Raw genomic sequence first — 25,743 nt, forward strand, 5'->3', positions numbered from 1 at the left:
AAATTAATTAGTACTCACACGTTGTAAAACGCTTACAGTTTTTTTAAAATAAAAAATGTTGCCTATTTCTTGTAAAGATGTTGACTTTTAGAAAGCCTTTACATACTCTTATAAAGAGGTGATAGCATGCAAAATGTTTTTACAAATAATGTCAGCATCCTGATTAATGATCAACCTATTAGCCAAGAATTTCATCTTTATGAAGCTGGCTATGAAAAATGCCGTCCGACAAAACCAACTGAGTTTGCCCCCATTAATTATTGGGTTTTGCATTATTGTAGCGATGGTGAAGGCTATTTTTCAACACCCTTTATGGAAAAACAACACATTACCGCTGGCGATTTGTTTATGATCCCAGCCAATTGTCGCAATATTTATTATCCTAATCGGCAAAATCCTTGGACCTATCATTGGGTCGGTTTTGTTGGAGATCTTTCGTCTCAGTATTTAGAAAAAATAGGCCTGACTACCGAAAATTGTATTTTAAAAGGAACTGTTGATAAGAAATTAGAAAGTTTATTTAAAAATATTTACCAAGAAGCGAAGAAACATAATCATTTTGGCAGTTTAAGTGAAAGCTTTCAATTGTTGAATTATCTAGAGCATCATTCCGTTACACAGCACGAAAATCAAAGCCAACAATTATTTAACCAAATTAAAATGGCTATTCACGAAAATTTTTCAAACAATCTTTCAATTAGTCAATTAGCTTCTGAGTATAACATTGATCGTAGCTATTTATTTAAGCTGTTTCAGCGTTATGAACAAACAAATCCTAGTATTTATGTACAAAACTTAAAATTGCAAAAAGCCTGTTCTCTGTTAAGAAAAAGTTCCTTAACCATCACGGAAATCAGTTTTGAAGCAGGTTTTTCTTCACCTTCTTATTTTTCAAAATTTTTCTTCCAGAAAAAAGAGATGACACCTCGACAATATCGTCAACAGTTTTTGACTTAAAATAAATTGTTGCTTATCTGTAGTTAAAGAAAAAACAATTTATTTAATAATTTTCAAATTTAGGTAGTTCTTATAATTTATCTATTTTATAATTAATTAGGGTTTTATTATAGGTGTGAGTGTGATATATAGATTAATCAAAACCAATAAATAATTTACAAGTTTTAGCAAATAAACAATATTGGAGAGAAAGTGGTAGATGATTGTATTGTTGTTAATTTGTCAAAGTAGACAATTAAATTTTATAGATATTTTACTAGCGGTAGTTGTTTTAGCAAAAGACAACTACCGTTTGCTATAAAAAAAGAACCCTTGTAACACAAGGGTTCTCGAACATTCAAAAGTTGAATGAATTATTTTACTGTTACTGAAGCGCCAACTTCTTCTAAAGCAGCTTTTAAAGCTTCTGCTTCTTCTTTAGAAACAGCTTCTTTAACTGGTGCAGGAGCGCCATCAACTACAGCTTTAGCTTCTTTCAAGCCTAAGCCAGTTGCTTCACGAACTGCTTTGATAACTTTAACTTTTTGATCGCCAGCTGCTGTTAATTCAACAGTGAATTCAGTTTGTTCTTCTGCTGCTCCACCTGCTGCTGGTCCAGCTACTGCTACAGGAGCTGCTGCTGATACGTCAAATTTTTCTTCGATAGCTTTAACTAATTCGCTTAGTTCTAAGATAGTTGCTGTTTCTAACTCAGCAACGATGTTTTCAATGTTTAATGCCATTTTGAATTTCCTCCATTTAAATTAAAATTGTTTGTTTTTTATTTGTTTGAATTAGACTGCAATTAAGCAACTTCTTCGTTTTTCTCTGCCACTGCTTTGACAGCGTAAGCCACGTTGCGGACTGGCGCTTGTAATACAGATAATAGCATAGATAGTAAACCTTCGCGGTTTGGTAGTTTTGCCAACGCAGTAATTTGTTCCACTGAAGAAACTTTTCCTTCGATGACGCCACCTTTGATTTCTAATGCTTTTGCATCTTTAGCAAATTCGTCGATGATTTTAGCTGGTGCTACTACATCGTCGTTGCTGAATGCGACAGCAGTTGGGCCTGTAAAGACTTCGTCTAAGCCGTCTAAACCAACTTTTTTAGCTGCACGAGAAAGGATTGAGTTTTTGATGACTTTCATTTCTACGCCTGCATCACGTAATTGTTTACGTAAGTTAGTGACTTCTTCAACTGTTAAACCACGGTAGTCCACGATTACAACTGATGCTGCTGATTCAAATTTCTCAGCGGCTGCTTGAACTAGGGTTTCTTTTTTAGCGATTGCTGCTTCACTCATTTATTTCACCTCCTGATTTTGATGGTGGAGTTGGACTTGGTTTACGATATGTAAAGTAGAAGAATCAAATGAAACTTCGCTCACTTCGTTCGCCAAGTATTGTTTTACATCGGCTTTTTTTCAAAAAGTCGTGTAAAACAACAAAACTCCATGCCACCGTAGACATAGAGGGACCGAATTGTATATAACTCAACAATTGTCCTCGGTAGGAAATTAAGACTTGCGTCACCTACTGTCTTCGGTACAGTTAATTATTAACCTCACTCACTTTACCATAGGGTAAGTGAGTGAGTCAAGAATTTTTTAATTATTTTCTTTCAAATTAGAAAGAAGCTTGGTCAACGTGGATTCCAGGTCCAAATGTTGTTGTTACTGAAATGTTTTTGATGTATTGACCTTTAGCAGTTGATGGTTTAGCTTTCAATAATACGTCGTTAATTGTGTTGAAGTTTTCAACCAATTTTTCGTTATCAAATGAAACTTTACCGATTGGTACGTGGATGTTACCAGCTTTGTCAACGCGGTAAGTTACTTTACCAGCTTTAACTTCTTCAACAGCTTTTGTAACGTCCATTGTTACAGTACCAGTTTTAGGGTTTGGCATTAAACCTTTTGGTCCTAAGACACGGCCTAATTTACCAACTGTAGCCATCATGTCAGGAGTCGCAACAACTACGTCAAAGTCGAACCATCCACCTTGGATTTTTGCAACCATGTCGTCGTCGCCTACGAAATCTGCACCAGCAGCTTCAGCTTCTTTAGCTTTTTCGCCTTTAGCGAATACTAAAACAGTTTGTGTTTTACCAGTTCCGTTTGGAAGCACAACTGCTCCACGGATTTGTTGGTCTGCTTTTTTAGGGTCAACGTTCAATTTGTAAGCAACTTCAACTGTTGCGTCAAATTTCGCGATGTTTGTATCTTTTGCTAAAGCTACTGCTTCTTCAACTGAGTAAGCTTTTGTAGCATCAACTTTTTTCAATGCTTCTTGCATTTTTTTGCTCTTTTTAGCCATTTTGTTTCCTCCTTGATTGTGGTTATAACGGTTGTACCTCCCACGTCTTTCATATCTTTAAATATGAAACGAACTGAGAAGCTACTTCTTTGAGTAAGTGTGGAATAAAAATTATTCTACGATGATACCCATGCTTCGTGCAGTTCCTGCAACCATGCGCATTGCTGCTTCAACGTCAGCGGCGTTTAGGTCTGCCATTTTAAGTTCAGCGATTTCTTTCACTTGATCGCTTGAAACTGTTGCAACTTTAGTTTTGTTTGGTTCACCTGAACCTTTTTCGATTTTTGCAGCTTTTTTCAATAAGACTGCAGCAGGTGGTGTTTTAGTAATGAATGTAAATGAACGATCTTCATATACAGAAATTACTACTGGAATAATCAAGCCTGCTTGGTCAGCTGTACGAGCATTGAATTCTTTAGTGAATCCCATGATGTTGATACCTGCTTGACCTAACGCTGGACCTACTGGTGGAGCTGGTGTTGCTTTCCCCGCAGGAATTTGTAATTTAACGATTTTTTCTACTTTTTTAGCCACGAAAATACCTCCTTAAGTTCTCGTGCGTGGTTAATGGGGTTGAGATTTCCCCTCCCACTCAACGTACATTTAAAACATACCCTATTACTATACAGGATTCCCTTTACTTTTTCAAGATATTTTTATGATTTCAAGGCAATTTTTTTATCTGTTATTTTCTTCATGAAATGTGCATCATGCTCAATCACTAGCATTGCAGGCTTCACAGATAAGATTAGCGCTTCTAATTGTTGATGATTAAACACATCCAAGTAATTAAGGGGTTCATCCCAAATATAAAGTTCAGCTGATTGAGACAATGATTTGGCTACTTCGACTTTTTTCCGTTGCCCCATACTCATTTGTTCAATTCGATTAGTGAAAACAGCGCGCTCCATCCCAAGTTTTCGTAAGTTATTTAAAAATTGGGTGTAATCTAACTGATTTTTCTCTGCAAATTCGGATAAAGTTCCTTGATTGTCTTCATAATCTTGGCGCACATAAGAAATGGTTAATTGGTGAGCCAAAGTGGCTTCGCCTTCTGAATCCCCAGAAAAATTATCCAATAAATACTGAATCAAGCTCGATTTTCCTGAGCCATTTTTCCCTGTTATTCCAACAATTTCTCCTGCGTTTATTGAAAAAGAAATTGGCGTAAATAGCCAATTTTTCTCGTAGCCTAGACGAAGCTCTTCCACCGTCAATAATGTTTTGTGATGCGTTGGCTGATAATCCATTGACAAAGGATCAATATACTCAAGATCTTTTAATAGTTTTTCTTTTTCTGCTAATTGTGTTTCGGCACGTTGTTGAATGTGTTTCGAGCGCTTCATTACGCGCGCTGCCCGGGCACCAATGGCTCCTGTATCAAAAATCGCCCCGCTTCCTTTTTCTTTAGCATTGCCGTACTTATCACCTTCACGGTTCATCGACCATTCCGCTTTTTTACGAGCGGTTTCTTTCAAGCGATTGACTTCTTTTTTGATTTTTTCATTTTCTGCCAGTTCAAAAGCATCTCTTAATTTTTTTTGCTCTTCATAAATAGAAAAATCCCCTTGGTACAGTGTCAATTGACTTTTTTCAATCGCCAAAATATGATCAACCACTTCATCAACAAATGCCCGATCGTGGCTGACTAAAATAAACCCGTGTTTCTTTTTCTTCAAATATTCAGCCACTTGTTGTCTGCCAGCTAGATCTAAATGATTTGTTGGCTCGTCAATTAAAGGAAAGGCATTTTCTTCAATAAAAAGAAGACCTAATAAAACTTTCGTCTTTTCGCCGCCTGATAAAGAAGAAAAGGGCCGCCATAAAACTTCAGGATCAACGTTTAAAAGCGTTAATTCTCGTTCTAATTTCCACTGTTCAAAAGAAGTCACCTCTTGTAAGACATAATAAGTGAGCTGTTGTTCTTCTGCAACTGTTTGTGGAAAATAGACGAAATCGACTTGATGAAGAATCTCTCCTTGGTAATCCAACTGCTTTTGTAACAATCTTAATAAGGTTGTTTTCCCACGGCCATTGCGGCCAATCAATCCTAATTTCCAATTGGTATCCATCGTGATATTTGCCTGATCAAAAAGCAACGCTTCTTGATTATCATAGGCAAAAGATAGTTGTTTTAGTTCAATTTTCGACATAAATATACCTCCATAAAGCAAAATTGATGCAGCTTTACGGAAATCAGCGGCATCAATCCAAGGTATACAAAAAGACCCGTGGTTGAATTCTTTAAGCTAATTTCCGAAAATCCGCACACTCCACCCGTTATATTCAGGCAAAGTTATACAGTTTCTCTAAAAAATTAACTTAAATTTTCAACGCACGAATCCCTCTTTTCGTCTTTTATTATCTAGAATTTAGCATCTCTTCACTGATTTGTCAACGAAGGCCCCTTGCTTTCATTCTGATAAAAATTTAAATTATTCGCTAAAACACAAGCGATTGCCTAGTTCCCCGCCATTTTTTGTGTTAGACTTCCAATGAAAACATATTCTAATGAAGAAGGTGCTGAAATGGAAGAGTTACGCTTTAATAGTGTTTTTGATATTATCGGACCTGTTATGATTGGTCCAAGCAGTTCTCATACAGCTGGAGCGGCAAGAATTGGAAAAGTGGTTCGGAGTATTTTTGGACAGCAACCTGATAGCGTTGACATTTATTTATATGAGTCTTTTGCTAAAACTTATCGTGGTCACGGAACAGATATCGCCTTAGTTGGCGGCCTTTTAGGTATGGAACCAGATGATGAGCAACTAGCCAATTCTTTGGAAATTGCTTATGAACAAGGAATGGAAGTTTGTTTTATTCCTAAAAGTGAAAAAGCAGACCACCCTAATTCCGTTAAAATTGTGGTTTCTTCTGGCGACCGAAAACTATCTGTGACAGGAATTTCAATTGGTGGTGGAAACATTCAAATTTCTGAATTAAATGGCTTCAAATTGTCTTTAAGTATGGGCACGCCAACATTTATCGTTGTCCATCAAGATGTTCCTGGCATGATTGCTAAGGTGACCAACATCCTTTCAGCTAGCGATATCAATATTAGTACAATGACCGTTACCCGAGAATCTAAAGGGGAAAAAGCGATTATGATTATTGAAGTTGATCAAGCCGAAGTCGGTGACATTGTCATGCAATTAGCTGAAATCCCTCATATATATAGCGTTAACTATTTTGACTAAATGAACGTAAAGGAGTAATACGATGTTTTATTCAATTGAAGATTTGGTAGCTCAAGCGAAAGAATACCCTTCTGTGAGCGAATTAATGATTGCAACAGAAATGGCTCATGGCGGGTATTCTCGTGAACGAATTATTGAAACAATGGAAAAAAATCTAGCCGTTATGAAACAATCTGTCGCTGAAGGAATCGCTGGTGTTACCTCAGTAACAGGGCTAACTGGTGGCGATGCAACCCGCTTAAATGATTACATACATTCAGGCAACTTTTTAAGCGGTGAGACCATTTTACAAGCCGTGCGAAATGCGATTGCTGTTAATGAAGTTAATGCAAAAATGGGCTTGATTTGTGCTACACCAACCGCAGGCAGTGCCGGAGTAGTTTCTGGCGTCTTGTTGGCAGTTATTGATCGCTTAAAGTTAACCCATCAGCAACAATTGGATTTTCTATTTACAGCTGGGGCTTTTGGCTTAGTGATTGCCAACAATGCCTCAATCAGTGGTGCCGAAGGTGGGTGTCAAGCTGAAGTCGGCTCTGCTAGTGCAATGGCCAGCGCCGCTTTAGTTGCGGCTTCTGGCGGTACGCCTGATCAATCTGCTCAAGCTGTGGCTATTACGATAAAAAATATGATGGGCCTCATTTGTGATCCTGTTGCAGGACTTGTTGAAGTCCCTTGCGTGAAGCGAAATGCATTAGGTTCTTCTCAAGCCTTCATCTCAGCTGACATGGCTTTAGCGGGGATCCGAAGTGTCATTCCACCAGATGAGGTCATCCACGCAATGTACCAAGTGGGTCGCCAAATGCCACAAATTTTCAAGGAAACCGCTGAAGGCGGTCTTGCGGTGACACCAACTGCACAACGTTTAAGCAAAGAAATTCTAGAGAAACAAAAATAGAAATAACTATAGCAAGAAGCTTACAGAAAAAAACGTCCATTCGTTTTTTCCGTAAGCTTCTTCTTTAATCACTTGTTCCGCCTAAACCAACCACAGCGACAATTCCATTCATGACATCTTTCATCGTTTCACCCACAAATGAAACGGTTCTACCATCAATGCGTTTAATCATTGGTAACATTTCAATGCGATCTGCTTGTGCTGTCGTCACACATTGCAATTTTACAGTTGCAGGTGTTTGCAAGGCATATCGGGGTAATTCAGACAACGCAAAGGAAGTTAACACCTGACTTGTAGTCGCTACGATAGCTTCCCGAACTTGTTGCATGGGTCTATTTTTGATTGCATAACGTCCCAGAGATTCTTTGGTGGAAACAAAGGGAACTTCGGGCATCATTTTTTCTTGAAAAAGTTGTTCCTCTAAGCCTGATTCACCAATAATTAAACCAACAGGGACACCTAATTCGCTAGCGTAAGCTGCATTAATTGTCGTTTCATTCATCGCTAAGTCGTTTATTTTTAAATCATAAGCAACACTAGCGCTATACCCATGATCCATATTCCCTTTTTGTTTACCAATACCGGCATGATAACCTAAGAAAAAGACCACATCATAGCTACTATCCAAGCCACTCATCATATAATCCATGCGAGGAAAGCCGCTCACTAAGGAAATTCGTTCATCCATTTCTGCCAAGCGCGCATAAGCTAAATTCAATCCACGGCTATGCGAATCGGCAATAGTAATTTCTGTAATTTGTTCATTTTTGGCACTCTTTTGAATCCCTTCAATCAACCAAGCCACATGTTGGTGATATAATTCTCGGAATAAAACGGTGTCTTCTTTTTCCATATCAAATGTCGCAATACCTGCTAATCCTTCAATATCGCATGACACATAAATCTTCATTTGTTCCACTCCTTTGACAATGGCTGAACCAGTGCTTGAATTTTGTCGGCGTCTAAATTTTTGATTAATTGAATGACTAATTCTTTCGCCGCTTGGTAATCTTGAAAGTCCACATAGCAATGGGGTGTGTGAGCGTAACGGACAGGAATTCCTACAACAATCGTCGGGGCTCCTTGAACTTGTGTAATCGCCATGCCATTGGTTCCACCACCACTTCGAACAGAAACTTGAACAGGAATTTTGTGTATTTTAGCAATCTCTAGTGCATACTCTTGAAATTCCGGATTCGTAATCATAGAAACATCAAAATAACGTAACATCGGTCCTTTTCCCATTGCTGATTGAATCATCTCTGGCGTTTCTGCCGTATCATCAGCCGGGCAGCCTTCGAAAACAATAGCTAAATCAGGATTGACTTGTTTTGCGGCAATAAGTGCTCCTCTTTCGCCAACTTCTTCTTGTGCAGTTACTGTCGCAACTAACTTGAATGGAAGCGTCTCTTCTTTCAACTCCTCCATGACATCCACTAAGCAAGCACAGCCAATGCGACAATCAAAAGCTTTTCCTAAAAAAAGATCTGTCTGTTCGTTGTAACAGCACGTCACATCTGGAATGACCGGTGCACCAAGATCGATTTTGTAAGTTTCAATTACTTCTTCTTTTGAGGTAGCACCAATGTCGATCGTCAAATCAGCAATGGTTAACGGTCGCTGACGTTCCTCTGGTGTCATAAAATGAGGGGGCCGACTAGTAACTACGCCTGGCAGATAGGTACCTTCCCGGTTACGAATCCGAACTTTTTGTGCAGAAATCGTATTAGGGACCCAGCCACCTAACGGAAGAAAACGCAACAAGCCGTTTTCTTTAATTGCTTGAATCATAAAACCCACTTCGTCACTATGAGCATCAAAAAGCACTACTGGACCTTCACTTAGATTATTTTTCTTCTCAAGATATAAATTTTTAATGGCATCTAGCCGTTGAATAGTAAAATCCGCAGTTGCGTGTTGAAGGATTCTAACGACTTCTGTTTCAAAGCCTGAAACACCATTAGCATTTGAAAGTTCCTGAATTAATTGAACAGCTTGACTTTTTTTCATTTTTTCCCAACCTTTACTTGTCGCTGATAGAGACTGATTTGTAATAGCCTGAACCTAATGGACCATAGACTAAATTTTGGACAGAATCGGCCACTAAGCGTGCTTCTGTTAATTGATAAAGAGGAACTAGAGGTGCTTCTTCCGCAACCAATTGATCCGCTTTTTGTAATGTTTTCCAACGTTCTTCATATTTGTTTGCATAAGTTACGTTTGCTTCTTGAAGCAACTGATCAAAGGTCTTATTAGACCATTTACCAAAATTATTGGAATTTTTTGATTGCAGTAAGTTTAAGAAATCGATTGGATCAGCATATACTGGCGTCCAGCCACCAACCACAATGTCGAAATCTCCGCTGCGACTTTTTTCTAAACGATTATTAAAAGGAACTGGTGAAACATTGACTGTTAAATTTTCTAAATTATCTGCTAAAGCTCCTTGAACATACTCACTGATTTTTTTAGCATTTTCTGTATCCGAACTTAAAATGGTCAGCTCCGCTTTTTCAATTCCTAATTCTTTTTTAGCCATTTGCCATAACTCTTTCGCTTTTTCTGGTTCACTAGGATTTAAATCTCCTAATTCCTCTGCAAAATCTTTTTGCGTTTCTTGATTAGTGAAACCTGTTGGCACGAAGCCAAGTGCTTTTTTTGAGCCATCATTTAAAACATTTTTAGCTAAACGTTCAGAATTTAATGATAATGCTATCGCTCGACGTGCATTCTTATTTGCCAAAAGATCTTTTTGCGTATTTAATTGGATATAATACGTTCCAGGAATTTCACGAATTTTCAAAGCTGCATTGCCTTGTTCTTGTGCAACAATTTCTCCAGAAATTTTTACAACATCTAATTCTTTCCCTTCGAAAAGATTTTTCCCAGTATTGACTTCTTTAACTACTTGGACATCCACCTTATCTAGCGAAACATTCGCTTGATCCCAATAATTTTTATTCTTCACATAGGACCAAGTATTATTCGTGCCATCCCAACCTTCTAATGTGAAGGCGCCATTGTAAAGTGTTGACTCAGCTGATGTACCATAGTTTTTGCCCGTTTTTTCGACAAATGCTTCATTTAAAGGATAAAAAGCTGGTACCGCCAATAATTGTTGAAAATAACTCATGGGATAGCTTAGCTCTACTTCCAAGGTATGGTCATCAATGGCTGTTACCCCTAACTCTTCTTTAGATTTGCCACCGTCAACAATAGCACGATAATTTTTTAGCCCTTCAAAATAATACGCTTGCGGGGAAGCTGTTTTTGGGTCCACTGTGCGCTTCCAAGAATATTCAAAATCATTGGCTGTGATTGGCTCGCCGTTACTCCATTTTGCATCTTTTCGAATCGTAAAAGTATAGCTTAAACCATCATTAGAGGGCTGTACTTTTTCAGTTGCCAATGCTGGTTTCGCTTCTCCTTTTTCGTCAAAGGAGAAAAGTCCCTCTCCTACTTGACTCATTACATCTGCTGCGGTATTATCCATTGCCAACGACACGTCTGCCGTTGATAATTCCGAATCAATCCCGACCCGTAATACCTGTTGTTCTTGCTTTTTGGTTTCTTTCCCAACACTTCCACAGCCCGAGAGAAGTAGAACCATGATTGCTGCCAAAGACAGCCTTTGCTTTGTTGCCCTTTTCATAAAAACACCTCATTTTTTTATTTTTTGATACCTTTTTCCCACAAAATTATTTATAATCTGATAAAGGAGGTTTGCTCATGAACTTAGATTACTTAAAAGAAACGTATCATTTAACGAAAACAGAAAGTCAGATTTTGTATTATTTGGATCAACAAAGTACGAATGCGGCCGATTTGAGTATTCGGGAAGTTGCCAAACACTGCTTTTCTTCGCCTAGTTCCATCATTCGTTTAGCCAAAAAATTAAATTTATCAGGTTATAATGAACTTATTTACAAATTAAAAGAAGCCCATTTTTCTCAGCCAATCCCTTTTGAAACAGCGCCTTCATTTGAAACAACCAACGAGTTTTGTCGACTGCTTGCCAAACACAAGAGTCATTTATTTGTTATTTTAGGTCATGACTTTTCACGACATTTGGCGGCTTACATTAGTGAAGTTTTCAATTTTCATGGCATCCCCAGCATCACAACAGCCTATACTCATTCGATAAATAGTCAAAATAATCAGAATTTTCTTTTTATCATCCTTTCACATTCTGGTGAAGAAAAATACTTAAAAGAAACAGCTCTGCTTGCGAAAGAGAAAAAACATCCTATCATTTCTTTTGTTGGCGCCAAAAATTCAACTCTTGGTCGACTGGCAGATCTCGTTTTTTCAACTGACTCTTACAGCCCGTTTTCAACAAGTGTCGCTCAGCCACAAATGTTTTTTGGCCAAACATTAATCACCTTTGAAGCCTTGATTTGTGCTTATTTAAATCATGAGGATTACATTCCAATATCTCCTAAAAATAAATAATTTTATTTATTATAGCTGAAAAAAGCTATTTCGCTAGCCAAAGTATAGAAAAAGGCACATGTTCCATTTTTTATGGAACATGTGCCTTTTTGCTATTTTTTACTCGGCCATAGAAATTCGATTAGCAATTGATCTACTTCAGGATTTTCATGTAATTGACTATGTTGTGCATTTTCTCCTTTAATAATCTGGCTAGTGACTTGAGTTCCTCGCTGTCTTAGCAAGGCGTTGACTGCTAAGGCACTAGATAACGGTACCGTTCCATCACTTAAATCTGTTGGACTTAATTGACCACCAATTAATAAAATGGGCAGTTTTTCTGGAACAACATTAATCATCTCTTGATAATCCAAATAGCGGCTACTTTTTTCTGTGGGGCCGTTCTCTAGTTCCGTTTCGATGGTTTGCTGTTGACTCGTATCAATAAAATCATTGAAAGGTGCTCCAATGCTGACGAATTTTTCAATTTTAGGTAACGATGTGTCTTGCCCATAGGTTCCTAAATAACGTAAACCACTAACACCACCCATAGAGTGCCCGACAATATTGGCTTTGTTCACTTGATAATTTTTTTGTAAATAGAGTAATGTGTTTTTTATCCATTCTGTTTGATTCCATTCATTGTTTTTATTATCTTCAAATAGAACTTGAACACTGGGATTCGTCGCTTTGCCACTTAAAGCTCCTCGCTCTTTAACCACGGTCCCATCAGGTTTAACGAGTAGCACTAATTCTTGAGTTGTGGCACCTTGTTTCTCCAAGCGATGCAGTAACGAGCCAAACGAATTTTTAGTTCCTGCGTAACCATGAAAAAAAAGCGTTGGTGTTGTTGTGCGGTTTAACTCAACAGTTGCTTCTTTTGTGGCGGCTTGATTGTCATTCTTCGTGGTTGCCCCAATTTGGCAAGCACTTAATAATAGAACAAGACCCATTAGCAAAGAAAAATAACGATATTTTTGGGCATGTTTCATTTTTTTCATTCCTTTCTGCGATGAAATAAAAAAGGGCTTGGAAAAGAAGTCAGTTGACTGCTTTTCCAGACCCTACAATCTGTATCAATCAGCTGAACAATAGTTTGTCAGCTTGTTTATTAATCAATGTTATCGACTTGTTCAAAGTCTAATTCTGTACTTGTTTCACGACCAAACATATCGATGTTTACTTTTAATTTTTGTTTTTCTTCATCGATTTCTGTCACAACACCTTCAAGACCAGAAAAGGCACCTTCGATAATTTTCACTGTATCGCCTAGCGCTACTTCTAAGTCTGATTGACGGGTGCTCATGCCAATTGAACGTAAAATGTGGTTAATTTCTTCTTGTAATAAAGGAGCGGGTTTACTACCGGCACCATGTGAGCCTACAAAACCAGTTACGCCTGGCGTGTTACGAACAATATACCAAGAATCATCGGTCATAATCATTTCCACTAACACATAACCAGGGAAAGTTTTATGAACGATTTCTTTTTCTTTACCATTTTTGACTTCTTTTTCTGTTTCTTCTGGTACAACGACACGAAAAATATAATCGCCCATCCCCATGCTTTGTGCACGTGATTCAATGTTTGCTTTTACTTTATTTTCATAGCCTGAATAGGTGTGCAATACGTACCAATTTCTTTCAAAAGTTTCCATTACTGATTCGGCTCCTTTAAATGTTTTAGTTTATTTTTTTCGAGCAAATAAAAAAAGCTCAGTTTCCCGAAGCTTTTTCTCGAATACTATTATAGCACCCCTCGTCGGGAAATACTAGAATTAATTATTTTAAAATCCAGCCAAATGCCGTTTGGATAACAGTATCCATGATAAAGAACAATGCTGCAAATAAAATAGATGTTTCAATTACAACTAATGTATCTTTACGCAATTGTTTTTTTGTTGGCCAAGTTACTTGCTTCATCTCATCAGCAACGCTGCGGAAAAATTTCATGTTGATACCCTCCTCTAAATCTATTTCGTTTCTTTATGTAACGTGTATTGATTACAATATTTACAGAATTTATTGATTTCTAAGCGTTCGCCACGTTTACCTTCACTAACGGATTTAGAATAGTTGCGAGAGCCACAAACGGAACAAGCAAGAGCTGCTTTCTTTGTTGCCATGTTCTTCGACCTCCTCTATTCACAAATTTACTTCTTAACAGTACCATTATTCGAAAAAGTTGTCAAAGTTTAATTTACTTTTTAAAGAAGCGCTGTGCCGATTCTTACGTAATTTTTTACCATTATCGCGAATACGTGCTTGATTTCTTTTATAAAATATCTGATTTTTCTTTATTTTCTATTTATTTTAACAAAATTGCTTTTATTCTGAGGTCTCAGCTATTGTTTTCTGCTAAGTTATGATATGATAAATTTATTAAAAATGAACCCTTAGGAGGCCTGTTTATGTTATTAAAATCTGTAGTTATTAAAAAAGATAATTTAACAACCGTCAATGAATCTTGTACTCTAGAAGAAGCTCTTTCTATTTTAGAAGACTCAGGTTACCGTTGTGTCCCAATTTTAGACGAATCTGGAAAAATTTTCCGAGGAAATATTTATAAAATGCATATTTACCGCCATAAAGCAAACGGTGGCGATATGAGTTTACCTGTTACCTATTTGTTAAAAAATGCTACAAAATTTATTTATGTCAACACTTCATTTTTCAAGGTATTTTTTACTATTAAAGAACTGCCTTACATTGCTGTTTTAGATGAAAATAATTATTTTTACGGCATTTTAACACACAGCACCTTATTAAATATTTTAGCGCAATCTTGGAATGTAAAACAAGGGAGCTACGTTTTAACAATTGCTTCAGTTGGTCAACAAGGCGACTTAGCAGCCATTTCAAAAATCATTGCCAAATATAGCAGCATCGCCAGCTGTATTACATTGGATGTCGATAGTGAAGAATTTGTTCGTCGCACACTTATTACTTTACCAGCCGGCACAACTGCCGAAACGTGTACAGCCATTGTAGAACATTTAGAGCGGAAAAACTTTAAAGTTGTAGAATTGGAAAATTTAGAAGACGAGTAAAATTTACGACCTTTATCTTAGGATTTAAAGCTAGGGAGGCAAGTCAAAATGACTTGCCTCCCTAGCTTATTTTTTAGACTTCTTCACCAATAATTCGAACTTCCGTTTGCAATTCAACATCAAATTTTTCTTTAATCACTTCTTGGATATGTGCAATTAATTCCACATAATCTGTTGCGGTTGCATGATCGATGTTAACAATAAATCCCGCATGCTTTTCGGAAATTTGAGCACCGCCCCATTTTAAGCCTTGTAAGCCAGCGTCTTGGATTAATTTCCCTGTAAAATGACCAACAGGGCGTTTAAAGACACTGCCACAAGAGGGATACTCTAGCGGTTGCTTCAGTTCACGAAGTTCCGTTAATTCATCCATTTGGGCTTTAATTTCTGCATGATTCCCTTTTTCTAAAGCAAACGTAGCTTGCAAGACAATACAATGTAATTCTTGAATTTCACTATGACGATAACGGAAATTCAGGTCTTCTTTCGTCATTGTTTGGATAGTTCCATCTGCCAACAGCACTTCTGCAGATTGGAAAACATCTTTAATTTCCCCGCCGTATGCTCCAGCATTCATATAAACAGCACCACCGACACTTCCCGGAATGCCACAAGCAAATTCAAAACCAGTTAAATCAGCTGCTAAGGCTTCGTAGGTTGTATCAATCAGCTTGGCACCAGCATCCACAATCATGGTGGTACCGGCTACTTTGATTTCTTTCATTTCTGTTAGCATAATCACGACATCGCGAATACCGCCATCACGAACAATCAAGTTGCTAGCATTGCCTAATACTAACCATGAAAGTCCTTGTTCTCGGCAATACGCCACAATCTCTTCGACTTCTTTTTTTGTTTTGGGTAAGGCCAACACATCAGCTGGGCCGCCTGTTTTGGTAAAGGTTACGTTTTTTAATGGTTCATCTACTAATAAAGTAATTTCGTTTAATGTTTCTAACATAGCTTTAGTGTTCACGAAAGTTAGTCCTTTCTTTTCAAAATATCTGTCTTATTCTAGCATGATAGAAAGAAAGTTGCTAGTCCTCTTTAAAGAACATGCCGTTGTTGTTGGCGTAGCATTTCTTCACATAACGCATGACTTTCATAGACTTTTTCTTGTTTTAACTCTTGCTCTTGCGGTTTTTGAATAGCCTGAATGAAAGCAGTAACCATTTGGTAAAAACCTCTTTTTTCCAATGTTGGCGTCCAATCTCCCATCTCTTTTACTTGGTATTCTTCTTCTGTTTGGATGGTCAAATGCGTTAAATTTTCCAAGCGATAAGTACCTGTGGGGCTGGTGACTTCAAAAGTTTCTGTATTGGCCCCAGAGTGTAAATCCATGGAACAAACAATCGTTGTCTGTTCGGTTTCTAATTGTAAAATTGCTCGTTTTAAATGACCGTTTTCTTCCACTAATTTTGACTGCACCACGTGGAGCGGTCCTTCCGCTAAATAAACTGCGGTATCAACGACATGTAAAAATAAATCATACATCATAAAACTTGTTTCTCTCGTTGTATTGATGCGGTTCTTTTTAATAAAAATTGTTTGTTTTTCAGGAATATTTTTCAATACTTCCGTATAAGGGGCAAAACGACGATTGAAGCCAACCATCAGGCGCAGATTTTTGGCTGCTGCCAATGCTTGTAATTCTTTGACTTCAGCAAGCTCTTCACTTAAAGGTTTGTCCACAAAGACGTGAATACCAGCCTGTAATAATTGGCGAACGACTGCACCATGCACTTTTGTGGCTACATGGACAAAACAAGCATCAATCTTTGCTTCAATCAATTCTTCTATGGTCCCAACGGTTTCTGTAAAGCCATACTGATCAGCGATTTTTTGTCGTGTTTCTGGGTTTCTAGTTGCTAATACAAACTCTGCCAAGTGGCGGCATTCACTATAAGTTGGCAAATACGCTTTTTGTGCAATATTTCCTAAACCAATGACTCCAATTTTCATTCGTTTGTCCTCATTTCTGCTCTTTTTACTATTTTATCATAGACTACTTCTTTCCAAAAATCAGTCATTTTCTCTTTTTCTTTTCAAGTATTTAAAACTTCTTTAAAAAGTATTAGAATAGAAGAAAGTACCAAGCGACCTTTTCTTTGGTTCTGGTTTGCACTGAAACGAGCAAAAGCGTTTCTTATTTGAAAGGAGTTTCAACAATGAAATGTATTTCTTGGAATGTCAACGGCTTACGAGCGGTTGTTAAAAAGAATTTTATGGATGTTTTTAATGAATTAGATGCAGATTTTTTCTGTTTACAAGAAACAAAATTACAAGCTGGGCAAATTGATTTAGAACTTCCTGGCTATCATCAGTATTGGAATTACGCCGAAAAAAAAGGCTATTCTGGCACAGCAATTTTCGCTAAAGAAGAAGCATTAAGTGTTCGCTATGGCTTAGGTATCGAGGCTCACGATCAAGAAGGCCGCGTGATCACTTTAGAATATCCAGAATTTTTCATGGTCACTTGCTACACACCAAACTCACAAGCTGAACTAAAGCGTTTAGCTTATCGAATGACATGGGAAGATGCTTTTCGTGCCTATTTAAACGAATTAAATCAAGAAAAACCCGTAATTCTTTGCGGTGATTTAAACGTAGCTCATCAAAAGATTGATTTAAAAAATTGGAAAACCAATCAAAAAAATGCGGGGTTCACGCCTGAAGAACGGCAAAAATTTACTGAGTTGTTAGACAGTGGCTTCACTGATACATTCCGTTATTTTTATCCAGAAGCTGAAGGCATCTACTCATGGTGGAGTTATCGCTTTAACGCACGAAAAAATAACGCAGGATGGCGGATTGACTATTTCGTTGTGTCAGAATCCTTGAATGAACGTTTAGTCAGTGCTAAAATCCATACAGATATTCTTGGTAGTGATCATTGTCCAGTGGAAGTTGTACTTGATTTTTAAGTGTTACTCAACGCGTTGAAAGGAGTTTTTTTTAATGAACTTTTACGCTTTTGACTTTGAAACAGCTAGTTATGATAAACATAGTGCCTGTTCCATTGCAATTGTTAAAGTAGAAAATAGTCGGATTGTGGATGAATTTTACACGTTAATCAAACCAGAAACACCTTTTTTCTGGCGGAATACGCAAATTCACGGCATTCATGAATCAGATGTTGTCAATGCGCCCAAATTCCCTGAAGTATGGCAACAAATTCAGCATTGTTTTCAACCAAATCGGTTAGTGGTCGCTCACAATGCAAGTTTCGATTGTAGTGTTTTGGCTGGCTGTTTAGATTACTATGGCTTAGAACAACCTAATTACCTTTCTTTATGTACAGTCAAAACGAGTCGCAAACTGTTTCCTGAATTTCCTAATCATAAATTAAATACCGTTTGTGAAAACCTCAATATCACTTTAAATAATCATCATGATGCTTTAGAAGATAGCCGAGCTTGTGCCGAAATTCTTTTACAGCAAGAACAACGATTTGGGGTTGAACCTTTAAAAAAATTAGTATTGGTGAAATAATCCAGTTCTTGTTTCCAGCAAGGGCGTTATCTCTTTCAGTGGCTAGTTGGCAGGAGATAACGTCTTTTCTTTTACATAACTTTTCCTCTAGACCAAAAATTTTTCAGAAAGGACGCGATGATGTATTCGATTCTTTACTTATTCACAGACTCTCTCAAAAATGCGTGGCGCTCAAAAAACCAATTTAGTACGTTGATTCTTATCTTTATTATTAGTTTTCTGACTTTTTCTGCTCTATTATTGACTTTGTTGTTTTCTCGATGGCTTTCACAAATGATTCTTCTTGATAATTATGCAGTGATTCCTCCCTTGACAATTTTCAGAGGTTTGGCTGGAATCAGCGCTGGAACACTCTTTTTCTTCCTGATTAGTTATATTTGCCGAACTTTCTTCCTAACTTTTTTAGAGCAAAAAAACGACTTACTGATCTTAGCTCTTTTAGGTACGACAAAATTACAAATTTTAATTAGCTATGCCTTACAACCCATCTATTATTTGATTTTTGTTTTGCCTTTAGCTGCTTTTCTAGCTAATAAGCTCATTCAACAGTTTATCCATGATTTTTTCAGCGAGGTACCTGGTTTAATGCATATCGATAGCTACATGCAAGGTATCTTTTTACCACTAACAGGAAGCCTATTGTTCATTTGCTGTTGTGTCTTTTTAATTCTTTTTAGGAAACTCAATCGCCTAATCAAAAGAGATACTTGACTAACTATGCGAAAAAAGTGAGAAATACGTCATCTCGACGTATTTCTCACTTTTTTGAATGACTTAGGTTCTTTAGGTTAATTACTTTTTCCGCCTCTTTTAAGCCAAGGCTTCAATAATTTCGGTCATTGTTTTTGAACCAAAAATCATTTGTTCGCCATCAATCAGCATTGCTGGAACGCTCATAATTTTCTTTTCTTTTTTCAACTCTGGAAATAGACTAATGTCCACCATTTCTGCTTCCACATGAGGATTAATTGATGCAATACGTTGGCAAGCCGCCACGACATCGGGACAGAAATGACATGTTAGTGAAACAAAGATTTCTATTTTTCTTTTTGGCAATGCAAGTATGTTCTTTTGCAGACTTGCTTCTAACGGCTGCCCCTCGCTGCCGACATTATAAACCGCCAAAACCAACGAGTTTACTTCATGGCCACTAGGAATACCACTAAATTTAATTCCTGTATAGTTTCCTGCCGTATCTAAGAGCACAACGCTAGGCATTTTTTCAATCCCATACAGCAATTCTTTGGCTGGCTCAGTATCTTTCAAAATCGTTTCTAAAGTAATCTTCTGATCCAGACTTGCAAATTCTGTTAAGAATGACTGAAGTTCCAATGATTTTTCATCACTTGCATCCAAAAACTGAAGCAATGTCACTTTTTTGGTTAGTTTAGCGAAAATACCGCTTAATTGTTGGCGCATACTTTCTGGGAACCACTGATGCTTACCAGTAACTTTCGCTGGCTGTTTTTCTTTTGGTTGCTGACTGTTTGTTTCAGGGGCAGATTGATTAGCTAATCGTTCAGTCATTCGCTTCGTTACAATCGGTTGGCCCGCCTGTGTTTTTTGTTCTGTCACGTAACGTTGCGCATGAGTGGCGGCAATTGCACCGTCTGCAACCGCCGTCACAATTTGACGTAATTCTTTTATTCGTAAATCTCCTGCTGCATAAACTCCGGGAATATTGGTTTCCATATTCTCAGTTGTTGGCACATACCCACGGTCTAAGGCAATTTTCCCTTCAAAAATTTCTGTACTTGGTTTATTTCCAGCAAAAACAAACAGACCAAATGTACTGTCTTTTGGTGCTTCATAAACCGTTTCTTCTCCCGTCTGGTTATTGACAAACACAGCTTTCCGGACAAAATCATCGCCCATAATTTCTTTCACTTCTGTGTTATAAACAATCTTAATTTTCGGGTGATTTTTAGCCGCCTCCGCAGTTAATTTTGCACATGTAAAATCAGGTTCTCGGATAATCATCGTTACTGATTTACCGTAACGTGTCAAATAAACGGCCTCTTCCGCTGCTGCATAACCGCCACCAATCACAAAAATATCTAGGCCTTGGAAAAACTCCCCATCACAAGTAGAACAATAGGCCACGCCGCGTCCTGTAAATTCACTTTCACCAGGGAAACCAATTTTACGAGCAGAAGCTCCTGTCGCAATCAATACTGCATATGCTTGGTAGGTTTGACTCGCCGATTGAACAGTTTTTATCGTTTGACTAAAATCAACATCAATAATCTCGTCGTTTGTAAAAGCTACACCGAAGTCTTGTGCTTGAATGCGCATTTCTTCCATTAGTTCTGGACCTGTTGTGTGACGAATCGCTGGATAGTTCACAATTTCAGAAGTCGTCGTTACTTGTCCGCCAATTTTGTCTTTTTCAATAATTAAGGTATCCATCATTGCGCGACCTGCATAGATACCTGCAGATAAAGCAGCTGAGCCGCCACCAATAATAATCAAATCGTAGATTTCTTCTGTCACTTGCTTCTCCTCTTTCTTCTGTGTTTCAGAAAAAGAGCTGAACAAAACATTTTCTCTGTTTTATCCAACTCTTTGACCTCTATTTACAAAGCGAATTTAAATTTTACCAACTAAATCTAAGCTTGGCGCAATTGTTTCTTCTCCTGGTTGCCAATTGGCTGGACAAACTTTATCACCATGTTCTGCTACAAATTGAGAAGCTTCTAATTTACGAACAAGTTCTTCAGCATTACGACCAATACCCATGTCGTTGATTTCATAAGATTTGATCTCACCTTCTGGACTCACAATAAATGAAGCACGGTAAGCCATTCCAGAAGCTTCATCTAAAACGCCAAAGAAACGAGCAAGTTGACCGTTGGGATCGGCTAACATTGGATATTTAATTTTTCCAATCGTTTCTGTAGCGTCAGCCCATGCTTTATGCACATAATGACTATCTTCTGAAACAGAGTAAACCTCACAATTTAATTCCTGTAAATGCGCATAATGCTCTTGCATATCCCCTAATTCCGTAGGACACACGAAAGAAAAATCAGCTGGATAAAAGAAGAAAATACTCCATTTTCCTAAAATATCTTCTGTTGATACTCGTGTAAATTCCCCATCGTGATAGGCATCACATTCAAAGTCAAAAAGTTTTTGATTAATTAAATTCATTGTCGTTCCTCCTCTGTTTTTTTACTCTTTAAGGATAACAGTTTATAATTATTCCGTCAATAGAATAATTATAAACAAACAAGGTTCTATTAACGTATAATACTGTCCTATTGAGAATTTTATGATTATCATTCTCAATTAGAAATAGCAAGATAACTTTTTAAATAACATAAAAAAGAAAGCGAACCATTAAAAGAACTTGCTTTTTAATGATTCGCTTTCTTTTTGTGAAGACATTCTTTAACTATCTAAAATAATCGTTTCTTTCTCTTTGGTAATTAAAATAACTCCATCACCAAGAGGAACTAAAGTAGAAGTTAAATCAGGGTGCGCCATGACTACATCTAAAAATTGGTTTAATTTACGATGAATCGCTCGATTTTTTTTCGGTACTTCCTCAGCAGGGTCTAAAATTGTCCCAGCTTGAAATACATCATCCACCATCAAAACGCCGCCAACTGGTAGCAACCGTAAACATTCAGGTAAAAATTCAATGTATTTTGATTTGGCACTATCCATAAAAATAAAGTCATAAGGTCCTTCCAACGTTGGTAGAATCTCAGCTGCTTGACCTTCTAAAAGAGTGACCTTTTCTTCTAAGTCTAGGCGTTGGTAGGTTTTCTTCGCTTTTTTTATCATTACGTCAAAACGATCAATCGTGGTCACGTGACCATCTTCACCAACAAATTGGGCCATCAAGCTTGAAGAAAAACCAATTGCTGCCCCGATTTCTAAAATATTTTTGGGCTTTAGTTGTCCTAGCAAAAATTGTAGAAAAACTACTGTTTCGTGCGGAATAATCGGCACCCCTGCTTCATTGGCTTCCGCCTCCACTGCACCTAATTCTCCGGGAAGTTTCTTTTGTTTTGTACGCATATACTCAACCAATTCTGGTTTAACGACTGGTCGATGCATCATTTCGTTTCTCATCACTTTCGCTCCTTTTCGTCCCTTTATTATACGAAGTCCTTGTTCCTCTGTAAAGGATTGAAATAGGATTCTTATTATTTGTTTGAAAATAACATGCACATTCTTAACTTCCTAGCTAAGTGCGGATTACTTCTTGTAAGCACATTTTTTCTTTGTTTCTGCTATTTTTTATTAAGTTTTAATTAGAAAACGTCAAAAAGTAGCCCTCAAGAACATACCTATTGATTTTTTCTCGTTATTTCTTATAAAAATACTTCTACATATGTTAATATTTTCCCTTAAATCACTATTAATTCTTGCTAATTCAAGCCCCAAAACAAGCCTATAACCTTGCTAAAATAAGAAACGTCAAATTTTACTACTTTGTCTGTAAAAATTTGATATCACAAAAGAAAGGAAATCTTGTATACTCTTTACAGATAGTGATTTATAGTGAAGCACATAACCAAATTCCCGGACTTGACTTGGTTCAAGTACATATGCAGGCGAGCTATTTGATAGTTCCCTGATAAAAATCGTTTCGACGATTTTGCACATAGCACTACCTTTCTAAAAGCTAAACATTATTTTTTAGCTAGAAAAAAGACAACCGTTTGAAACGGCTGTCTTTTTTTTTAATAAATTAACCCAAGCAAATCTTCTTTTTCGATATTGCCAAAGTATTTTTTAACGTCAATTTGATCAATGGCTTCTTCTAAAGAAGCTTTATCATATTTCACGCCGGTTAAAATATCTTCAACATCTTTAATTTCACCAAGCCCAAAGAAGTCCCCAAAGATTTTAATTTCTTGAATGGCACCATCCGCCACATTCATTTTCATTTCAATTGAACCAATTGGAAAACGATGGCGACGTTCTAAGTTAAATGCAGGTGATTTACCATAATTCCAATCCCAATTGCGATAGTATTGCTCTGAAATTTTGTTAATAGCCGCCCAGTCTTGATCAGTTAATTCATACGTTTTAACTTGGTCGATCGAATCTACGCCGAAAATTTTCAAAAGAATTTCTTGGCGGAATTCTTCCGTTGTCATCTCTTGTTTATCTTCAGATAAAAATGGTTTAATGTTTGTTACCCGTGAACGAACAGACTTGATACCTTTAGATTCGATTTTATCTTTCCGTACTTTCAATGTATTTACAACTTCATCAATATCACTATCAAACATTAAGGTTCCATGTGCAAACATGCGGCCGTTGGTAGCGTACATCGCATTTCCTGAAAACTTCATATCATTAATCACTAGGTCATTGCGCCCTTTTAATTCGGCACCTTCAACGCCTAAGTCGTGCAATGCTTGGATAATTGGTTGGGTAACTTTTGCGAAATCACGGAAAGAGTTGCCGTCATCTGGCATAATAAAACTAAAATTCAAATTACCATGATCATGATAAACGGCGCCGCCGCCACTTAAGCGACGAACAACATGAATGCCGTGCTCATCTACATATTCTTTGTTAATTTCTTCAATTGTATTTTGGTTACGGCCAATAATGATTGACGGCTCGTTAATGTAAAATAAAAGAATGGGCTCATCTAAAGGCATTTCTGTTAACAAATATGTTTCAATTGCTAAGTTCACTCGTGGGTCATTATTTTCATTCGGTACAAAAATCACAATCGGTTCTCTCCCTTGGTATAGTTACTTTTTTAAATCTCAACTGTTAAATCTGGTTGGGCTAATGTCACTGGAATTTCCGTTCCAGCATAGTTTTGCGCTTCTTCCCGTAGTTGTTCCAATGACCCATGCTGTGGTAAATGGGTCAACATCAATTGTTTGACTTGTGCTGCTTTGGCAATTTCACCTGCTTCTCTTGACGTAAAATGTGCATGATGTCGTTCATTACCTTCAAATAAGTACGTATCCGCTAAGAATAAATCGGCGTCTTTTGCAAAGTCTTCAAAACTTGCTAAGTAACCAGAGTCTCCTGTAAAGACAAAGACTTTGCCAGTCGCTTTTTCAACAATCCGCATCGCGTAACAAGTGACAGGATGAATCGTTTCCATGAAAGTAATTAAAAATGGTCCTACTGCCAACTCTTCTGCTTCAAAATACTCTTTCCCTTCGGAAACGTTAGGAAGCGTTAGTTCTTTGAAATGCATTTGATCTTGTGTATGGCCATATATTGGCAAAATAGGCGTCGGTTCCAGCGTTGGATAAAGCTGACGATAATATTGTAAAACGCCTAAATCTGCGATATGGTCATGATGGTAATGCGACAGAATGACAGCATCTAATTTCAATGGATCTAGATAGTTTTCTAAACGCACTAATGTCGTACTGCCTGCATCAATAAGCAAATGAAAGCCTTCAGATTCTAACAAATAGGAACTCGTTCCTTCTCCTTTGTATGGATAAGCACCTAAACAGCCTAAGACAGTCAATTTCATGTGTGGACAACCTCCTTCAATACGATACTTCCATGTTACCATAAAATAACGGAAAAACGAGGTTAAAACGCTTAAATTTTCACAAAAAGACCAAAGAAAAAACCTGAACCCTTTGTCGAGATAACGAAGGATTCAAGCTTCTTTTTTATTCTTCGGCTAAACCTTTTTCTTCTAAGGCAGTTTGATAAAAACTAGCTAACGCTACATAGTTATAAGGAATCACCCATAATAGACCGATACCAATAGCTAAAAAGCCCACAATATACCAACCAATAAAAGAAAATTGTAAACATAAATATTGCCAAAAACGATTTTTCATTAAATATAACGCCTGTTTCAATGCCATCATAATTGGCAGTTCTGGATTATCAAAACGTAGCCACACAGCAAATTGAAAAACGCCACTCACAAATAAGCCAATTAAAAAGATCAAGATAGAGGCAACGCCAAACGCTAGGAAAAAGGAAAAATCATTTAAGAAAAAGGCTTGGATTTCCTCTGGTGTAACTGTATTAAACATCAATTTGAAATACAAGGTTGTCCCTGCCCCAAATAAAATTGGTAACAAAAATAACAAACCAATTACACGTTCAAGTACTTTTTGAAGTAGGTTGACCACAAATAGCGGACCATAATATTTTCCTTGAAAAACACTCATTAAAATATTGACCCGCACCTTTTCACCACGCAACACCTTCAAGGCTGCGTAATATAGCGCATAACTTAACGCGAATAAAACAAAAATTTGCAGTAATACTGCGGCAAAACTACTTTGAAAAACTTGATTTTCACCAGAAAATAAATTTTGCACAATCGATGTTAAGAAGCTCTGTAAAACCACTCCTAAGAAAGTTAACCAAGCCATGATCCCCCATTGCCCATCAAGGGCTCTGCGAGCATTGGCACGATGTTGCGAATTTGTTACTAAACTTTTCATTCATTCCATCCTT

At 37.3% G+C, this 25,743-nt stretch carries 28 protein-coding genes and 1 other annotated feature; of the genes, 8 read left to right on the top strand and 20 right to left on the bottom strand.

The window, feature by feature from the left end; all coding sequences use genetic code 11:
* The first annotated feature begins 126 nt into the window (after positions 1 to 126).
* Entirely contained in the window at positions 127 to 957 is an 831-nt protein-coding gene (locus tag IGL13_RS10345) for an AraC family transcriptional regulator (RefSeq protein ID WP_002356429.1), read from the top strand.
* Positions 958 to 1,310: 353 nt separating this feature from the next.
* Here the strand turns inward: IGL13_RS10345 and rplL are convergent, their stop codons facing one another.
* The 5 genes from rplL to lsa(A) all read right to left on the bottom strand — a co-directional run bounded on the left by rplL (position 1,311) and on the right by lsa(A) (position 5,407).
* Positions 1,311 to 1,679 (bottom strand): 50S ribosomal protein L7/L12, encoded by a 369-nt coding sequence (rplL, locus tag IGL13_RS10350; protein ID WP_002356427.1) that lies wholly within the window; start codon positions 1,677 to 1,679, stop codon positions 1,311 to 1,313.
* A 62-nt stretch (positions 1,680 to 1,741) separates the two neighbouring features.
* Positions 1,742 to 2,242: a 50S ribosomal protein L10 gene (gene rplJ / locus IGL13_RS10355; RefSeq protein ID WP_002356426.1), complete on the bottom strand. Its 501-nt coding sequence runs from the start codon at positions 2,240 to 2,242 to the stop codon at positions 1,742 to 1,744.
* Between the two features lie 130 nt (positions 2,243 to 2,372).
* Positions 2,373 to 2,502: a sequence feature (ribosomal protein L10 leader region), on the bottom strand.
* A 62-nt stretch (positions 2,503 to 2,564) separates the two neighbouring features.
* Positions 2,565 to 3,254: a 50S ribosomal protein L1 gene (gene rplA / locus IGL13_RS10360; protein WP_002356425.1), complete on the bottom strand. Its 690-nt coding sequence runs from the start codon at positions 3,252 to 3,254 to the stop codon at positions 2,565 to 2,567.
* A 111-nt stretch (positions 3,255 to 3,365) separates the two neighbouring features.
* A complete protein-coding gene (gene rplK / locus IGL13_RS10365; RefSeq protein ID WP_002356424.1) occupies positions 3,366 to 3,788 on the bottom strand; it encodes a 50S ribosomal protein L11 in 423 nt (140 codons plus the stop codon).
* A gap of 122 nt (positions 3,789 to 3,910) precedes the next feature.
* Complete coding sequence (gene lsa(A) / locus IGL13_RS10370; RefSeq protein ID WP_002378632.1) at positions 3,911 to 5,407, bottom strand: ABC-F type ribosomal protection protein Lsa(A); 1,497 nt, start codon at positions 5,405 to 5,407, stop codon at positions 3,911 to 3,913.
* A gap of 375 nt (positions 5,408 to 5,782) precedes the next feature.
* Between lsa(A) and sdaAB the strand changes: the two genes are divergently transcribed.
* Together sdaAB and sdaAA are read left to right on the top strand one after the other, a co-directional pair.
* Positions 5,783 to 6,451, top strand: a complete 669-nt coding sequence (gene sdaAB, locus IGL13_RS10375; RefSeq protein ID WP_002414070.1) for an L-serine ammonia-lyase, iron-sulfur-dependent subunit beta — start codon at positions 5,783 to 5,785, stop codon at positions 6,449 to 6,451.
* A gap of 22 nt (positions 6,452 to 6,473) precedes the next feature.
* On the top strand, positions 6,474 to 7,346 hold the full coding sequence (gene sdaAA, locus IGL13_RS10380) for an L-serine ammonia-lyase, iron-sulfur-dependent, subunit alpha (RefSeq protein WP_002367199.1): 873 nt from the start codon (positions 6,474 to 6,476) through the stop codon (positions 7,344 to 7,346).
* A gap of 64 nt (positions 7,347 to 7,410) precedes the next feature.
* Here the strand turns inward: sdaAA and IGL13_RS10385 are convergent, their stop codons facing one another.
* Genes IGL13_RS10385 through IGL13_RS10395 form a run of 3 tightly spaced genes read right to left on the bottom strand, consistent with a single transcriptional unit; the run spans position 7,411 to position 10,998 of the window.
* Entirely contained in the window at positions 7,411 to 8,256 is an 846-nt protein-coding gene (locus tag IGL13_RS10385; RefSeq protein WP_002378635.1) for a M55 family metallopeptidase, read from the bottom strand.
* Complete coding sequence (locus IGL13_RS10390) at positions 8,253 to 9,356, bottom strand: M42 family metallopeptidase (protein ID WP_002356417.1); 1,104 nt, start codon at positions 9,354 to 9,356, stop codon at positions 8,253 to 8,255. The genes IGL13_RS10385 and IGL13_RS10390 overlap by 4 nt, the downstream gene beginning before the upstream one ends.
* A 13-nt stretch (positions 9,357 to 9,369) precedes the next feature.
* Positions 9,370 to 10,998: a peptide ABC transporter substrate-binding protein gene (locus IGL13_RS10395; RefSeq protein ID WP_002378636.1), complete on the bottom strand. Its 1,629-nt coding sequence runs from the start codon at positions 10,996 to 10,998 to the stop codon at positions 9,370 to 9,372.
* 77 nt (positions 10,999 to 11,075) lie between these two features.
* Here IGL13_RS10395 and IGL13_RS10400 point away from each other — a divergent pair, with 77 nt between their 5' ends.
* Positions 11,076 to 11,798: a MurR/RpiR family transcriptional regulator gene (locus IGL13_RS10400; protein WP_002362313.1), complete on the top strand. Its 723-nt coding sequence runs from the start codon at positions 11,076 to 11,078 to the stop codon at positions 11,796 to 11,798.
* A 92-nt stretch (positions 11,799 to 11,890) separates the two neighbouring features.
* Here IGL13_RS10400 and IGL13_RS10405 read toward each other — a convergent pair whose 3' ends face one another.
* The 4 genes from IGL13_RS10405 to rpmG form a co-directional block, all read right to left on the bottom strand.
* Positions 11,891 to 12,778, bottom strand: a complete 888-nt coding sequence (locus tag IGL13_RS10405) for an alpha/beta hydrolase (protein ID WP_002362316.1) — start codon at positions 12,776 to 12,778, stop codon at positions 11,891 to 11,893.
* A gap of 110 nt (positions 12,779 to 12,888) precedes the next feature.
* Positions 12,889 to 13,434: a transcription termination/antitermination protein NusG gene (nusG, locus tag IGL13_RS10410; RefSeq protein ID WP_002384070.1), complete on the bottom strand. Its 546-nt coding sequence runs from the start codon at positions 13,432 to 13,434 to the stop codon at positions 12,889 to 12,891.
* 124 nt (positions 13,435 to 13,558) lie between these two features.
* Complete coding sequence (gene secE / locus IGL13_RS10415; protein WP_002356409.1) at positions 13,559 to 13,729, bottom strand: preprotein translocase subunit SecE; 171 nt, start codon at positions 13,727 to 13,729, stop codon at positions 13,559 to 13,561.
* 20 nt (positions 13,730 to 13,749) lie between these two features.
* Complete coding sequence (gene rpmG, locus IGL13_RS10420; RefSeq protein ID WP_002356408.1) at positions 13,750 to 13,902, bottom strand: 50S ribosomal protein L33; 153 nt, start codon at positions 13,900 to 13,902, stop codon at positions 13,750 to 13,752.
* A gap of 285 nt (positions 13,903 to 14,187) precedes the next feature.
* Here rpmG and cbpA point away from each other — a divergent pair, with 285 nt between their 5' ends.
* Positions 14,188 to 14,826, top strand: a complete 639-nt coding sequence (gene cbpA / locus IGL13_RS10425; protein ID WP_002365057.1) for a cyclic di-AMP binding protein CbpA — start codon at positions 14,188 to 14,190, stop codon at positions 14,824 to 14,826.
* A 73-nt stretch (positions 14,827 to 14,899) separates the two neighbouring features.
* Here the strand turns inward: cbpA and murB are convergent, their stop codons facing one another.
* Positions 14,900 to 15,787: a UDP-N-acetylmuramate dehydrogenase gene (murB, locus tag IGL13_RS10430; RefSeq protein ID WP_002387193.1), complete on the bottom strand. Its 888-nt coding sequence runs from the start codon at positions 15,785 to 15,787 to the stop codon at positions 14,900 to 14,902.
* Positions 15,788 to 15,873: 86 nt separating this feature from the next.
* The gene (locus tag IGL13_RS10435; protein WP_002359452.1) at positions 15,874 to 16,788 is read right to left on the bottom strand and encodes a Gfo/Idh/MocA family protein; all 915 of its coding nucleotides are present in this window, start codon (positions 16,786 to 16,788) and stop codon (positions 15,874 to 15,876) included.
* Positions 16,789 to 16,994: 206 nt separating this feature from the next.
* Between IGL13_RS10435 and IGL13_RS10440 the strand changes: the two genes are divergently transcribed.
* From IGL13_RS10440 to IGL13_RS10450, 3 genes are all read left to right on the top strand, one after another.
* Positions 16,995 to 17,750 carry an exodeoxyribonuclease III gene (locus IGL13_RS10440; protein ID WP_002367205.1) on the top strand — a complete coding sequence of 252 codons (756 nt, stop codon included), beginning with the start codon at positions 16,995 to 16,997 and terminating at the stop codon, positions 17,748 to 17,750.
* Positions 17,751 to 17,784: 34 nt separating this feature from the next.
* Complete coding sequence (locus IGL13_RS10445; RefSeq protein ID WP_002356400.1) at positions 17,785 to 18,318, top strand: 3'-5' exonuclease; 534 nt, start codon at positions 17,785 to 17,787, stop codon at positions 18,316 to 18,318.
* 120 nt (positions 18,319 to 18,438) lie between these two features.
* Positions 18,439 to 19,029 carry a hypothetical protein gene (locus IGL13_RS10450; RefSeq protein ID WP_002378638.1) on the top strand — a complete coding sequence of 197 codons (591 nt, stop codon included), beginning with the start codon at positions 18,439 to 18,441 and terminating at the stop codon, positions 19,027 to 19,029.
* Between the two features lie 99 nt (positions 19,030 to 19,128).
* Here IGL13_RS10450 and IGL13_RS10455 read toward each other — a convergent pair whose 3' ends face one another.
* The 6 genes from IGL13_RS10455 to IGL13_RS10480 form a co-directional block, all read right to left on the bottom strand.
* Positions 19,129 to 20,811, bottom strand: coding sequence for an FAD-dependent oxidoreductase (locus IGL13_RS10455; protein ID WP_002378639.1), 1,683 nt, complete (start codon positions 20,809 to 20,811; stop codon positions 19,129 to 19,131).
* Positions 20,812 to 20,907: 96 nt separating this feature from the next.
* Positions 20,908 to 21,471, bottom strand: coding sequence for an alkyl hydroperoxide reductase subunit C (ahpC, locus tag IGL13_RS10460; protein WP_002356396.1), 564 nt, complete (start codon positions 21,469 to 21,471; stop codon positions 20,908 to 20,910).
* Between the two features lie 240 nt (positions 21,472 to 21,711).
* A complete protein-coding gene (locus tag IGL13_RS10465; protein ID WP_002381418.1) occupies positions 21,712 to 22,401 on the bottom strand; it encodes an O-methyltransferase in 690 nt (229 codons plus the stop codon).
* Positions 22,402 to 23,015: 614 nt separating this feature from the next.
* Positions 23,016 to 24,020, bottom strand: coding sequence for a lipoate--protein ligase (locus IGL13_RS10470; RefSeq protein ID WP_002356394.1), 1,005 nt, complete (start codon positions 24,018 to 24,020; stop codon positions 23,016 to 23,018).
* Between the two features lie 32 nt (positions 24,021 to 24,052).
* Positions 24,053 to 24,793 carry an MBL fold metallo-hydrolase gene (locus IGL13_RS10475; protein ID WP_002356393.1) on the bottom strand — a complete coding sequence of 247 codons (741 nt, stop codon included), beginning with the start codon at positions 24,791 to 24,793 and terminating at the stop codon, positions 24,053 to 24,055.
* Between the two features lie 145 nt (positions 24,794 to 24,938).
* Positions 24,939 to 25,730 (bottom strand): DUF975 family protein, encoded by a 792-nt coding sequence (locus IGL13_RS10480; protein WP_002356392.1) that lies wholly within the window; start codon positions 25,728 to 25,730, stop codon positions 24,939 to 24,941.
* Positions 25,731 to 25,743 lie beyond the last annotated feature (13 nt).

The organism is Enterococcus sp. DIV1937, assembly GCF_050535975.1.
Lineage (GTDB): Bacteria > Bacillota > Bacilli > Lactobacillales > Enterococcaceae > Enterococcus > Enterococcus faecalis.

Coding starts and splice junctions, on each gene's coding strand:
- murB (WP_002387193.1), bottom strand. CDS start 15,787: ATGTTAGAAACATTAAACGAAATTACTTTATTAGTAGATGAACCATTA.
- IGL13_RS10345 (WP_002356429.1), top strand. CDS start 127: ATGCAAAATGTTTTTACAAATAATGTCAGCATCCTGATTAATGATCAA.
- cbpA (WP_002365057.1), top strand. CDS start 14,188: ATGTTATTAAAATCTGTAGTTATTAAAAAAGATAATTTAACAACCGTC.
- rplJ (WP_002356426.1), bottom strand. CDS start 2,242: ATGAGTGAAGCAGCAATCGCTAAAAAAGAAACCCTAGTTCAAGCAGCC.
- IGL13_RS10480 (WP_002356392.1), bottom strand. CDS start 25,730: ATGAAAAGTTTAGTAACAAATTCGCAACATCGTGCCAATGCTCGCAGA.
- IGL13_RS10435 (WP_002359452.1), bottom strand. CDS start 16,788: ATGAAAATTGGAGTCATTGGTTTAGGAAATATTGCACAAAAAGCGTAT.
- IGL13_RS10395 (WP_002378636.1), bottom strand. CDS start 10,998: ATGAAAAGGGCAACAAAGCAAAGGCTGTCTTTGGCAGCAATCATGGTT.
- nusG (WP_002384070.1), bottom strand. CDS start 13,434: ATGGAAACTTTTGAAAGAAATTGGTACGTATTGCACACCTATTCAGGC.
- IGL13_RS10450 (WP_002378638.1), top strand. CDS start 18,439: ATGTATTCGATTCTTTACTTATTCACAGACTCTCTCAAAAATGCGTGG.
- secE (WP_002356409.1), bottom strand. CDS start 13,729: ATGAAATTTTTCCGCAGCGTTGCTGATGAGATGAAGCAAGTAACTTGG.
- IGL13_RS10475 (WP_002356393.1), bottom strand. CDS start 24,793: ATGAAATTGACTGTCTTAGGCTGTTTAGGTGCTTATCCATACAAAGGA.
- IGL13_RS10390 (WP_002356417.1), bottom strand. CDS start 9,356: ATGAAAAAAAGTCAAGCTGTTCAATTAATTCAGGAACTTTCAAATGCT.
- IGL13_RS10405 (WP_002362316.1), bottom strand. CDS start 12,778: ATGAAAAAAATGAAACATGCCCAAAAATATCGTTATTTTTCTTTGCTA.
- sdaAB (WP_002414070.1), top strand. CDS start 5,783: ATGGAAGAGTTACGCTTTAATAGTGTTTTTGATATTATCGGACCTGTT.
- rplL (WP_002356427.1), bottom strand. CDS start 1,679: ATGGCATTAAACATTGAAAACATCGTTGCTGAGTTAGAAACAGCAACT.
- rpmG (WP_002356408.1), bottom strand. CDS start 13,902: ATGGCAACAAAGAAAGCAGCTCTTGCTTGTTCCGTTTGTGGCTCTCGC.
- ahpC (WP_002356396.1), bottom strand. CDS start 21,471: ATGAATTTAATTAATCAAAAACTTTTTGACTTTGAATGTGATGCCTAT.
- sdaAA (WP_002367199.1), top strand. CDS start 6,474: ATGTTTTATTCAATTGAAGATTTGGTAGCTCAAGCGAAAGAATACCCT.
- IGL13_RS10445 (WP_002356400.1), top strand. CDS start 17,785: ATGAACTTTTACGCTTTTGACTTTGAAACAGCTAGTTATGATAAACAT.
- rplA (WP_002356425.1), bottom strand. CDS start 3,254: ATGGCTAAAAAGAGCAAAAAAATGCAAGAAGCATTGAAAAAAGTTGAT.
- IGL13_RS10440 (WP_002367205.1), top strand. CDS start 16,995: ATGAAATGTATTTCTTGGAATGTCAACGGCTTACGAGCGGTTGTTAAA.
- IGL13_RS10400 (WP_002362313.1), top strand. CDS start 11,076: ATGAACTTAGATTACTTAAAAGAAACGTATCATTTAACGAAAACAGAA.
- IGL13_RS10465 (WP_002381418.1), bottom strand. CDS start 22,401: ATGAGAAACGAAATGATGCATCGACCAGTCGTTAAACCAGAATTGGTT.
- IGL13_RS10385 (WP_002378635.1), bottom strand. CDS start 8,256: ATGAAGATTTATGTGTCATGCGATATTGAAGGATTAGCAGGTATTGCG.